This is a genomic window from Clostridium akagii DSM 12554 (assembly GCF_000686725.1).
Classification (GTDB): Bacteria; Bacillota; Clostridia; order Clostridiales; family Clostridiaceae; genus Clostridium_I; species Clostridium_I akagii.
Genome location: NZ_KK366009.1, coordinates 231,806 through 244,260, shown reverse-complemented (window position 1 = coordinate 244,260; position 12,455 = coordinate 231,806). Strand labels below are relative to the sequence as shown.

At 31.5% G+C, this 12,455-nt stretch carries 14 protein-coding genes; all 14 read right to left on the bottom strand.

The features are described 5' to 3' along the window. Window positions 1-7: 7 nt before the first annotated feature. The gene (yqfD, locus tag BR66_RS0122220; protein WP_026884888.1) at window positions 8-1,153 is read right to left on the bottom strand and encodes a sporulation protein YqfD; all 1,146 of its coding nucleotides are present in this window, start codon (window positions 1,151-1,153) and stop codon (window positions 8-10) included. After that, window positions 1,140-1,433 carry a sporulation protein YqfC gene (yqfC, locus tag BR66_RS0122215; protein WP_026884887.1) on the bottom strand — a complete coding sequence of 98 codons (294 nt, stop codon included), beginning with the start codon at window positions 1,431-1,433 and terminating at the stop codon, window positions 1,140-1,142. The genes yqfD and yqfC overlap by 14 nt, the downstream gene beginning before the upstream one ends. A 120-nt stretch (window positions 1,434-1,553) precedes the next feature. Continuing rightward, window positions 1,554-2,000, bottom strand: a complete 447-nt coding sequence (locus BR66_RS0122210; RefSeq protein ID WP_026884886.1) for a GatB/YqeY domain-containing protein — start codon at window positions 1,998-2,000, stop codon at window positions 1,554-1,556. Window positions 2,001-2,023: 23 nt separating this feature from the next. After that, window positions 2,024-2,200, bottom strand: a complete 177-nt coding sequence (rpsU, locus tag BR66_RS0122205; protein WP_026884885.1) for a 30S ribosomal protein S21 — start codon at window positions 2,198-2,200, stop codon at window positions 2,024-2,026. A 165-nt stretch (window positions 2,201-2,365) separates the two neighbouring features. Further along, the gene (locus BR66_RS0122200; protein ID WP_026884884.1) at window positions 2,366-2,710 is read right to left on the bottom strand and encodes a histidine triad nucleotide-binding protein; all 345 of its coding nucleotides are present in this window, start codon (window positions 2,708-2,710) and stop codon (window positions 2,366-2,368) included. A gap of 131 nt (window positions 2,711-2,841) precedes the next feature. After that, the gene (gene mtaB / locus BR66_RS0122195) at window positions 2,842-4,143 is read right to left on the bottom strand and encodes a tRNA (N(6)-L-threonylcarbamoyladenosine(37)-C(2))-methylthiotransferase MtaB (protein WP_026884883.1); all 1,302 of its coding nucleotides are present in this window, start codon (window positions 4,141-4,143) and stop codon (window positions 2,842-2,844) included. After that, complete coding sequence (locus tag BR66_RS0122190; protein WP_026884882.1) at window positions 4,143-4,895, bottom strand: 16S rRNA (uracil(1498)-N(3))-methyltransferase; 753 nt, start codon at window positions 4,893-4,895, stop codon at window positions 4,143-4,145. The genes mtaB and BR66_RS0122190 overlap by 1 nt, the downstream gene beginning before the upstream one ends. A 90-nt stretch (window positions 4,896-4,985) precedes the next feature. Further along, window positions 4,986-5,921, bottom strand: a complete 936-nt coding sequence (prmA, locus tag BR66_RS0122185; protein ID WP_026884881.1) for a 50S ribosomal protein L11 methyltransferase — start codon at window positions 5,919-5,921, stop codon at window positions 4,986-4,988. A 51-nt stretch (window positions 5,922-5,972) separates the two neighbouring features. After that, window positions 5,973-6,149 carry a hypothetical protein gene (locus tag BR66_RS26185; RefSeq protein ID WP_169738178.1) on the bottom strand — a complete coding sequence of 59 codons (177 nt, stop codon included), beginning with the start codon at window positions 6,147-6,149 and terminating at the stop codon, window positions 5,973-5,975. A 92-nt stretch (window positions 6,150-6,241) separates the two neighbouring features. After that, on the bottom strand, window positions 6,242-7,378 hold the full coding sequence (gene dnaJ, locus BR66_RS0122175; RefSeq protein WP_026884880.1) for a molecular chaperone DnaJ: 1,137 nt from the start codon (window positions 7,376-7,378) through the stop codon (window positions 6,242-6,244). Between the two features lie 137 nt (window positions 7,379-7,515). Continuing rightward, window positions 7,516-9,381: a molecular chaperone DnaK gene (dnaK, locus tag BR66_RS0122170; protein WP_026884879.1), complete on the bottom strand. Its 1,866-nt coding sequence runs from the start codon at window positions 9,379-9,381 to the stop codon at window positions 7,516-7,518. A gap of 56 nt (window positions 9,382-9,437) precedes the next feature. After that, entirely contained in the window at window positions 9,438-10,088 is a 651-nt protein-coding gene (grpE, locus tag BR66_RS0122165; protein WP_026884878.1) for a nucleotide exchange factor GrpE, read from the bottom strand. Window positions 10,089-10,100: 12 nt separating this feature from the next. Next, on the bottom strand, window positions 10,101-11,138 hold the full coding sequence (gene hrcA / locus BR66_RS0122160) for a heat-inducible transcriptional repressor HrcA (RefSeq protein WP_026884877.1): 1,038 nt from the start codon (window positions 11,136-11,138) through the stop codon (window positions 10,101-10,103). A 178-nt stretch (window positions 11,139-11,316) separates the two neighbouring features. Further along, window positions 11,317-12,441: a radical SAM family heme chaperone HemW gene (gene hemW / locus BR66_RS0122155; protein ID WP_026884876.1), complete on the bottom strand. Its 1,125-nt coding sequence runs from the start codon at window positions 12,439-12,441 to the stop codon at window positions 11,317-11,319. Between the last annotated feature and the right edge of the window lie 14 nt (window positions 12,442-12,455).

Genomic DNA, 12,455 nt, shown 5'->3' with positions numbered 1-12,455 from the left:
TTTCTTTCTATTTTTCAACTTCAGCTATGTTTTCCTCAGTGGTAACAAGGACTCTTACCTTGAGCATATTTCCTTCCACACTGCTTTCCACAATTTTATTTACAATATTAACACTCCTATTAAATTTTAAAATTATATTTTTATATATTGAGCTAGCGGTTTTCTCTGTAGCACTTTTAGCATCTAACTTAACATTCTGATCTTTTACCTCATAATAAGTTTCCTTTTTTATGAAATTATCATCTTCTTCTATTTTATCATATTTGACAAATTTATTTAAACTATTTTTGAAATAAAATTTCTTTCCAAATAAGTCTATAAAATAGTTTTTTATTGAATTACCTGTCCGAGTTTTTTTCAAATAACTTAACGGAACTTCCCTTGCTTCATCATAATAAGTTTTTGCTATTACATCTCCACTAGCATGTACATTGAATTTTGCTCCTTCTTTACCTTGCTCTCCAACAACCAGAAGTTGCCCTTTTTTAACCACATCTCCTGACTTTACAACTGTTGTTCCAGCTTTTGTATAAACTCTAGTTATTATACCATCTTTTTTTGCCACAATATTACATGGAGCTTTATCATTTACAACTTCAGGCAATGCTTGCCTTTCCACTAATGTAACTTTCAATTTAGATCCTTCCATTCTTACCCTAACCCACATTATATTATCATTGTTTTTCTTGAGTTCTTCCTCTATTACATAAACATTTAAATTTCTTTTATAAGTTCCTGGTACCACTCCTATGTTCTTCAGTTCCTCCCTTATCTCATAAGGTGAAACGTTTTTTTCTGTACTTATATCTATTCCCCAAATAAAATTAGACAAATATGTTATTAATCCAATAAAGACTAGTATTCCAAGCACCATTGCAATTCTTCTTTTGAGTTTTATTTTTAAAAATACAATACCTGTCCTCTTAATTATCTTGATTTTGCTCCTTGTTTTATATGCCAGCTTCCTAGTTATATTATAATCTCCATAATTTATATCAAAGCTCATACTATTTATGGTTTCTTTTTTTATATTCATTAGTACTACGTTATTTTTCCATAATAAATTGATAAATCTTTCCAATTCATTAGATTGAATAAGTACTCTGAGCACACTATCCTTGTTACTAAAAAAATTATATTTATTCCCCATCATTCCTACCCTCGTATTCTATGGATTTAAATTTACCACCTAGCACTACAGTTCTTCCTGAAATAAATAATATTTCAAGATTGTATCCATTTATATACATATTTCCATAACAACATTTTACTTTTATAAAATCATCGCAAAATTTTAGTATTCCTTGATGATTTTCAATAGTTATTTCTTCATTTCCAATAACTATTATTCTTGGCATACTTAACGCTATATCCTTAGGTATATCTAATTTATCAGCCAGCTTTTCTTTAACCTTTGAAATTTTATTTTCCAAAATAAAATACCCACAAAAATGCTTTCATATAAATTTATGAAAGCAGATGTGTATAAATTACTCATTTTTATAATAGTTCAAAAAAATAAGAAGCCCGGTTACCCGGACTTCATCTATTTACTATTTACTTAAATATTCCTTAACTAATGTACTGACTAAAGAACCATCGGCACGACCTTTAGTTTTAGGAACTATAGCAGCCATAATTTTTCCCATATCTTTCATGCTATTAGCTTCTATTTCGCTAGCTATATCAATTATTAATTTTTTTATCTCGTCTTCTGTTAACTGCTGAGGAAGGTAATTCATCAGAATTTCAATTTCAGCATTTGAAGCATCCACAAGATCCTTTCTCTTTCCTTTTTCAAATTCTATAAGAGAATCACGTCTTAACTTAACTTCTTTCGCCAAAACTTCAATAATCTGCTCATCATCCAATTTAATGGATTTTGTCTTTTCAATCTGTAACACAGCAGCTCTTGCCATACTTATAGTAGTGGCTTTGATTTTATCTTTACTCTTTAGAGCGTCTTTCCAATCCTGCTGTAGCTTTTCTTTAAGGGACATTTTGAGTGCCTTCTTTCAAAAATCTATTTAAATTTTCTTTTTCTAGCAGCTTCGGATTTCTTCTTTTTCTTAACACTAGGTTTTTCGTAATGCTCTCTTTTTCTTACTTCTGAAAGCACTCCTGCTCTGGCACATTTTTTCTTAAATCTTCTCAAAGCATTTTCGATTGTTTCATTTTCTCCAACTTTAATTTCTGACATCTGTATCCCTCCCTCCGCTAGTACAATTCAAATTAAAACTAGCTTCCATATGGGCTAAATAGCACTTTGCCTATTATACAACATTTATTACCTCAATGTCAATATCCTTCATCGTTTAGGCCGCTTCATTATATATTTTATGCAGCTATTTTAAATTTCAACTTCTTATACCACAGATATTCTTAATTTTTTCCCTCCAAGAACATGAAAATGTACATGAGGAACAGTTTGACCACCATCTTCATTACAATTTGATACAACTCTATATCCGCTATCTGCTATCCCTAGTTCTTTTGTTATCTTCCTAATAACCGTATAAATGTGTCCTATAACTTCTTCGTCATTAACTGTTAAGTCATTTAAACTTGAAATATGTTTTTTTGGTATAACAATAACATGCACAGGTGCTTCCGGATTTATATCCTTAAAGCATAATACTTTATCGTCCTCATACACCTTTGTACTTGGTATTTCTCCTTTAATAATCTTACAAAACAGACATTCTTCCATATTATCACCACCTAATATATATTATTCAACATAAATATATAACTTCCTTCAAGGCACCTTAAAAAATAGCAATCAAATATGCTAGCATATTTTGTGTTAAATGCCTAGAATATTCAGAATTATTCTGTTTTTTATTCTACCGTACCTAATATATGTTCCTCTGCCAATTTATCAAGTTTAGTTTCAGCTATTTCTCCCATAATTGGACTAGCTAGTTTTGCTACAACTTTTATATAATTTTTTGTATATCCTTCACACAAAAAATCATCACCTTTAAACTTGTTATCGTAGAGTACACTCATTTTTCTACCTAGAAATTTTCCCATGAATTTTTCTTCTAATCTTTTATTCAATTCCATTAGTTTTTTACTTCTTAGCTCTTTGATATTTCCATCAACTTGTTCTTTCATCTCTGCAGCTTTTGTACCATTTCTTGGGCTATATTTAAATATATGCATCTTTGAAAGCTGAATTTCACTTAAAAATTCAAAAGTTGCATTAAATTCATCCGCCGTTTCTCCAGGAAAACCTACGATTACATCCGTAGTTATAGAAACATCTTTTATATGTTTTCTCAGTTCATTTACAATTCTTTTATATTCTGCTGCAGTATACTTTCTATTCATCCTTTTAAGAGTTTCATCACAGCCACTTTGAAGTGACAGATGAAAATGAGGGCATAACTTTTTTAATTGAGTAATCTTTTCTATAACTCCATCTGTAAAGAATGTCGGATCAATAGAACCGATTCTAATTCTTTCGATGCCACCGATCTCATCTATCTTTTGAAGTAATTTTAAAAGATTCCAATCTCCTTCTAAATCTTTGCCATATGAAGCTGTATGTATACCTGATAAAATTATTTCTTTAAATCCATGGGCAGAAAGTCTGGCAACCTCTTCTAATACTTTTTCTGGCTCTTTACTACATACTCCTCCCCGTGCATAGGGAATAAGACAGTAAGAACAAAATTGATTACAACCATCCTGTATTTTTAGAAATGCTCTTGTTTTATCCTGATATTCTTCAATGTGAAGATCTTCAAATCCTTTACTCTTAAATACATCATTAACTGCTATCTGCTGTTTTTTTTCATCCATAGCTCTATTTACATAATAAACAATTTGTCCTTTGTTCTTTGTGCCTAATATTACATCTACACCATCTATTTGTGAGATTTCTTCAGGCGCAATTTGTGCATAACATCCAACTACAGCAATTATAGCATCGTTGTTTAATTTTCTTACTTTGCTTATCATCTGTCTTGATTTTTTATCACCAACATTAGTCACTGTACACGTATTAATTACATATACATCAGAAATTTCATTATGATTTACTACTTTATAATTCTCATTTATAAATTTTTCTGCCATAGCCTCAGTTTCGTATTGATTAACTCTGCAGCCAAGTGTAATAAACGCAACCTTCATTAAATTTTTCCTCCAATATCTCCTAGCTCATAAAGCAACAATGATGCACACACAAGTCCAGCGGTTTCAGTTCTAAGAATTCTTGGTCCAAGTGTTACAATTTGTGCACCCAGATTATCTAATTTTTCTATTTCTTCTTCCTCAAATCCACCTTCTGGTCCTATTAAAATGGCTATACTATTTATTTTTTTACCATTTAAATTTCGGATCATAGCTTTAATTCCAAAATCTTCTTTACTTTCGTAAGGTACTACAATTAGATCATAAGAATCTGCCTCACTTAAAAAACCTTCCAGTTCCATAGGCTGGTTAACCTTTGGTATTATTGTTCTTTTAGACTGTTTACATGCCTCAAGGGCAATTTTATTCCATCTGTCCACTTTTTTATATTCTTTTAATTCATTTTTTACTACAACCCTTTCAGTAATTACAGGTGTAATGGATGTAACTCCTAGTTCAGTTGATTTTTGAATAATAAAATCCATTTTAGCTGCTTTAGGTAGCCCTTGATATAAATAAATTTTTAATGCGCTTTCATTATTAATATCTGCTTTCTCTATAATTTCACACAATACATTGGTTTTATTTATATCCTTTATTTGTGCTAAAAATTCTTCACCCTTGCAATTATTTATATTTACTTGATCCCCAGATTTCAATCTAAGTACCCTATAAATATGTTTAACATCGTCACCTTGTATGTTAACTATATTACCATCAATAAAACTTTCATCGACAAAAAATTTGTGCATAAAAATAGACTCACTCCTCGCAGGAAATCTAAAAAAATATACCAATATTGCAACTAGTTATTTCTTTAGGATTCATAAACTAACATAAAATCAAAGTTTGGCAACTATGCAAATCCATTCACCTTGATTGTTTATTTCCAGTATTTCAAAACCATACTGTTTTAATTTATTTACAACATCACTTGCTCTATCCTTTATTATTCCTGAAGTTATAAAATATCCATCCTTCTCTAAAACCTTCACAACATCTGGCGTTAATGGAATAATCACATCAGCTATTATGTTTGCAACTACTACATTTGCCTTTCCTTGAATTACATCCAAAAGATCACCATGTCTAATTTCAATATTATCTAATTTGTTATAGCTTACATTTTGTTTAGCAGAGTCAACTGCTACTGGATCCAGATCAACACCAATTACCTTTTTAGCCTTTAACTGCGCTGAAGTAATGGCCAATATTCCCGAACCTGTACCTATATCAAATATAACGCTATCTTCATGAACATATCTTTCTAAAGCTTGAATACACATTCTTGTAGTTTCGTGAGTTCCTGTACCGAAAGCCATACCAGGATCAAGTTCTACAATTAATTCATGTTCTTTCTTTTCATATTCTTCCCAAATTGGTTTAACTACTATTCTTGCGCCTACTCTTGTTGCTTTGTAATATTCTTTCCAGTTATTTTCCCAATCCACTTCATTAACCTTATTAAACGTTACAATTCCTTCGCCCTTATCTATTCCAAATTCTTTCAAATTATCTATAGCTTCTTTTATATACTTAATATATCCGTCAAATTTATCACTTTGCTTATAATATGCCTTGATCACAGCTCCCTCTTTTACATTTAAAAGGGTTTCATCAAAATAATCCCAATCTCCTGCATGCTTCTTTTTAAACTCCAAATCGTTGTAATCTTCAACAGAAACTCCCTTAACTTCTGTGTTATACAAAATTCCATTTACTGCTTCTACGGCTTCACTACTAGTTATTATTTTAACTTCAATCCATTCTTTATCCATTTGAAAATTCCTCCATACTGCAATATTATGCCAATTTATTTTACAGATTAATCATTTACTTTGATCTAAAACCTTTTTAACCAATGACTTGTATCCTCTTATAATTTCTCTAAGCTCATCGTCACTGTCTTCCATTTCATCATTTATATCAGATCTAAGTTCCTCAATTCTATTACTAATTAAATCAACAATTTTTTTCACTTCTTCTTTTTCTAATTCAAGTTTCACACTAATCACCCCATAAATTATTCTCTACACTATAATTATAACAAAAAAAACGTACAGATTATGTACGATTTTTTTGATTTTCTAAAAACCTATTATTTAAAGCCATGTTTTAGCTTGTCATAAAATGATTTTTTTTCTTCTTCAGTTGTTTCCCCACTTGCTTCCATGAACAACTTCAGTGCATCCTTTTGCTTGTCATTTAATGTCTTTGGCACATCAACAATTACTCTGACATATTGATCGCCTCTACCACTTCCATTAACTCTAGGAACACCTTTTCCTTTAAGTCTAAATCTTGTTCCAGGTTGAGTTCCTGTTGGTATTGTATATTTTACATCTCCATCAACAGTAGGTACTTTTATCTCTATTCCAAGTGCAGCCTTTGCAAAAGACAAATGTGTATCTATATATATGTCAAAACCTTCTCTTTTGAAAATCTTGCTTGGTCCAACTCTTAAATTAATATATAAATCTCCTGAAGGTCCATTATTCTTTCCATGTTCTCCATGCCCTCTTAGTGGTATAACATTTCCTGTGTCAACTCCAGCTGGAATCTTCACTGTTATTTTTCTATTTTTACGTACTGTTCCTGTACCGTGACAACTAGTGCATGGATCTGTTATTATTTTTCCTTTACCTCCACATTTGTCACAAGTGGCCTGTGTTACAAAACTTCCAAGTGGCGTATTTCTCTGAACTCTTATTTCTCCAGTCCCATGACACTTATCACAAGTTTTTGGAGATGTTCCAGCCTTAGCACCTGTTCCACTACACTTTTCACAATTCTCACTTCTTGTAATGGATATTTCCTTTTCAACTCCAAAAACAGCTTCTTCAAATGATAGAGTAATTGTATACTCCATATCGTTTCCTCTTTCAGGACCATTTCTTCTTCTTCCTCCGCCTTGCTGAGAGAATCCACCCCCAAAGAAAGATCCAAAGATATCGCCTAAATCAGAAAAATCAAAATCCCCTGCTCCTTGGCCTGCGCCTGGACCTGCGCCATTAAAATCTGCTGTACCATATTGATCATAATTAGATTTTTTCTGTGGATCAGACAGAATCTGATACGCTTCATTTATTTCTTTGAATTTTTCCTCTGATTCCTTATCTCCCTTGTTTTTATCAGGATGATATTTTATTGCAAATTTTCTGAAAGCTTTCTTTATTTCGTCCTCACTAGCTCCTTTTTGCAGACCTAACACTTCGTAGTAATCTTTTTTTGCCATCCATTTTACACCACCTATATTTATATATAAATTCCAGTTTATAAGCACAGTTAAACTACCATATAACCTAAAGTAAGGGAAGGGGCTATACCCATTCCCTTATATATTATACTTTGAAACACATAATTTTTCTACAATTATTTATCTTTATCTTTTTCTTTATCTTCATCAACTTTAAAGTCAGCATCAACTACATTGTCATCTTTAGCATTCGTTCCTGCTGCTCCCTCTGCATTAGCATCAGCTCCTGCTGCGCCTTCTGCTCCTTGTGCTTCTGAATATGCCTTTGTAGATACAGCATAAAATGCTTGAGTTAATTCTTCAGTTGAAGCTTTAATAGCGTCTAAATCATCACTATCCTTAATTTTCTTTAGTGCTTCTGCTTTAGCTTCAATATCTGCTTTATCTTCAGCTGATACTTTATCTCCAAGATCTTTTAATGCTTTTTCTGTTTGATAAACCATTTGATCAGCACCATTTTTTATTTCAATTGATTCTTTTCTCTTCTTATCTTCATCTGCATATTTTTCAGCTTCTTTAACTGCCTTATCTATTTCACTATCACTAAGATTTGTTGATGCAGTTATTGTAATATTAGCTTCTTTACCAGTACCTTTGTCTTTAGCTGAAACATTTACTATTCCGTTAGCATCTATATCAAATGTAACTTCAATTTGTGGAATTCCTCTAGGAGCTGGTGCTATTCCTGATAATGTGAATGTACCAAGTGTCTTGTTATCATTAGCCATTGGTCTTTCACCTTGAACAACGTGTATTTCAACAGAAGTTTGACCATCAGCTGCAGTTGAGAACACTTGACTCTTTCTTGTTGGAACTGTTGTATTTCTTTCAATCAATGCTGTAGCAACATTACCATAAGTCTCAATTCCAAGTGTTAATGGAGTTACATCAAGAAGTAATACATCTTTAACATCACCAGTCAATACACCAGCTTGTATAGCTGCACCTACTGCAACACACTCATCAGGGTTAACTCCTTTTGAAGGATCTTTTCCTGTAAATTCTTTAACTGCATCTTGTACTGCAGGAATTCTTGTTGAACCTCCTACAAGTAATACTTTATCTATATCACTAATTGTTAGTGATGCATCTGCAAGTGCCTTTCTCATTGGTTCTATTGTAGCAGCAACTAAATCATGAGTTAATTCATTGAATTTTGCTCTTGATAGAGTAATATCTATGTGCTTTGGACCATTTGCATCTGCAGTTATAAATGGTAGATTTATATTTGTCTGCATTGAAGATGACAATTCAATTTTAGCTTTTTCAGCAGCTTCTTTTAATCTTTGAAGTGCAGTTTTATCATTTCTAAGATCAATACCATTTTCTGCTTTGAATGTGTCAGCAATATAATTCATTACATTGTTATCAAAGTCATCTCCACCAAGTTTTGTATTACCATTTGTAGATTTAACTTCAAAAACTCCATCTCCAAGTTCAAGTATAGATACATCAAATGTACCACCACCAAGATCATATACAAATATCTTTTGGTTTGTATCCATTTTATCCATACCATAAGCAAGAGCTGCTGCTGTAGGCTCATTTATAATTCTTAATACTTCAAGTCCTGCTATTTTACCAGCATCTTTAGTTGCTTGTCTTTGGCTATCATTAAAATAAGCTGGAACAGTAATTACTGCTTGAGTAACTGTTTCTCCAAGATATGATTCAGCATCTGTTTTTAATTTTTGAAGAATATAAGCTGAAATTTCTTGTGGAGTATGTTCTTTTCCATCTACATTTACTTTAAATCCAGTACCCATTTGTCTTTTAATTGATATTATTGTTTTGTCTGGATTAGTTATTGATTGTCTTTTTGCAACTTGGCCAACCAATCTTTCTCCACCTTTTTGAAATGATACAACAGATGGAGTTGTTCTAGCTCCTTCTGCATTTGCAATTACAATTGGGTCTCCACCTTCCATAACTGCTACACATGAATTAGTTGTTCCTAAATCGATACCTATTACTTTTGACATAATAAAAACCTCCTGATTTTTCAATTAAAATTTATTTCTAAATTTAGCATGATTTTCTAATTTGCTACTCTAACCATACTATATCTTATAACTTTATCTTGTTTCTTGTATCCCTTTTGTAATACCTCAACAATTGTATTTTCTCCATATGCCTCATCTTCTACATGTACTATTGCATCATGTAAATTAGGATCAAATTCACCACTAGCATCTATTTCCTCAACGCCTAATTTTCCCAAAGAATCTTTAAATTGTCTAAGTGTCATTTCGATTCCCTTTTTTATGTCCTCTACACTTCCATCAATGGCTACAGCTCTTTCCATATTGTCTAGAGCAGGCAATACATTTTTAAGCACATCAATACAAGCGTCTGAATAAATGCCTTCCTTTTCCTTAACAGTTCTGTTTCTATAGTTTTCATATTCTGCCGAAGTTCTAAGAAGTCTTTCTTTAATGGCATCCAATTCATTTTGTAATTTAAAATTCTCATCCTTTAGCTTAGCTCTCCCAAATTTCATTTCTTTAAGCTCCTTCTCCAAAGATGTACTCTTCTCTTCAATGTCTTCAACTTCTACATCTTCAAGTTTTTGTTCATCTTCAAGAATTTCAGATGATCCTTCATTGTCATCGCCTGTTACCTTTACTTCTTCGACTTCAATAATATTTTCGTCTTTACAATCATTTTCTTCTTTTTTAATTTCAGTCATTATATTTCACCTCTAATCATCATCAAGATACATCTTATTGATATTTTTATTTAATTCATTGGTTAAATTTGCCAATATGGCTACAACCTTAGAATATGGAATTCTTGTTGGCCCTATTACACCAATGGAACCAAGCGGTCGATCACCAATACCGTAAACGGCAGTTATAATACTACATTCTTTTGCCTTTTCCAGATTGTTCTCTTTACCAATTATTATAGACATTTTACCTTTATTACCTAAAATGTCCACCATATTACTTACATTGTCTACAAACGACAATATTTTCTTTGCCTTATCTATATCTTTAAATTCTGGATATTCCAGAATGTTTGTAGCTCCTTCAAAGTATACATCTTTGTCATCCTTGTCACTTAATCCATCATACAAGTCGGGGATAATTGAATCAAAAATATCTTCATATCCATTTAAGTCTTTTTTTAAATTATTGATAACTTCAAGATTAATCATATTGATTGATAAATTTTTGAGTCTCAAATTTAATAAGTTATTTATTTGATTCAAGCTTTCACTCGTTACAGGCTTTTTAATTCTTATCAGACTATTTTTGATAAGCCCGCCATCTGTTACAATTACAAATACAACATTATAGTTATCCACACTTATTAATTGAACTGATTTTATTCTACTTTCCATGACAGACGGTGCCTTGACCACGCCTATCAAATTTGTGAGTTCAGACAGAACTATTGTTGCTTGACGAACTATTTTATCTACTTCATGGAGTGCATCATTTAAAAATTCATTTTTAATTATATATTCTTCTTGAGGTGACAGTTTGTGTAAATGCATCATTTTGTCAACATAAAGTCTATAGCCTTTGTCAGAAGGTTTTCTTCCTGAAGAACTATGAAGTTGCTCTATATACCCCATATCCTCTAAATCCGCCATTTCATTTCTTATTGTTGCAGAGCTTACACCTAGATTATATTTTTTTGCTATTGTTCTTGAACCAACCGGCTCTGCTGTACTTATATAATCATGTACTATTGCGTGAAGAATTTTTAATTTCCTTTCATCCATATCCATAGTTATCACCTCTTTATTAGCACTCGGCACTGCTGAGTGCTAATTACCATAGCTTTAAATTATCACTGCACAATATTTTTGTCAACTTTTATCGTAATTGTCAATTGATGCTTACAGGCATATTGTCCGTGTTTATTTACTATATACTCTGTTTTTCTCCATATTATCACCAATTGCTCTAGCTTTTAATTATAAAGTCACTTAAAACATAGTTTGAAATTTCTATCCCCCTACCTGAAAGACGCATTCTGCCTAGGTTTTCAATTATTAATTTATCTTTTTTATATTTATTTATTACATCACCATATACATCATAAATATCTTTTTTAAATCTTTTATTAAACTCTTCTAAGGAAATACCTTGAATTTTCCTAAGACCTAAAAACATAAATTCCTCCATATCATCTTCAATAGTGTTATTATATTTTTCTACTATTACGCTTTCATTATTTTTTATATTTTCTATATATTTTTTCACATTGGCCTCATTTCTATACCTAACACCTTTATAATATGAATGTGCACTAGATCCCACGCCAATATAACTATTTAAATCCCAATATACAATATTGTGTTTACACTGAAATCCCATTTTAGAGAAATTAGATATTTCATATTGATAATATGAATTTTCTTTTAACATTTTTTTTGTATCTGCATACATCTTTAAAACATTATCTTCACTTGGCAAATCTTCTTCACTGTATAATTTATAAAAAGCTGTACCTTCTTCCAATATCAAACTATAACAAGACAGATGTTCAGGCTTTAACCTTATTACCGTTTCTAGAGTTTCACACCACATTTCCATTGTTTGTCCTGGAAGTCCAAACATTAAATCTATATTTATATTATCAAATCCCAGATTTCTTGCTAGATTATAACTTTTAGTAAAATCTTCATAACTGTGAATTCTTCCAAGTTTTTTTAACAATGTATCTTGAACTGCTTGAAGACCAATGCTAAGCCTGTTTACTCCCATGGACTTTAATACCTCTAGCTTTTCTTCTGTGAATGTCCCTGGATTCCCTTCTATGGTAAATTCAACATCTTTATCAATCCTTAGCTCACTTATAATCTTTTTTAAAGCAATTAATGATTTTAAATTCAAATAGGTGGGCGTTCCCCCACCTATAAATATAGTTTTTATAATATTTTTGGCTTTAAATGTTCTTAATTCATTCCCTAATGCTTCAATGTAATCATCCATTAAGGGTTCTAAGTTACAAAATGAAGGGAAATCGCAGTAAAGACACTTCTGTTTGCAGAAGGGTATGTGAATATATAAAGCTATTTCTTTCATAAAGGTTTAACCCC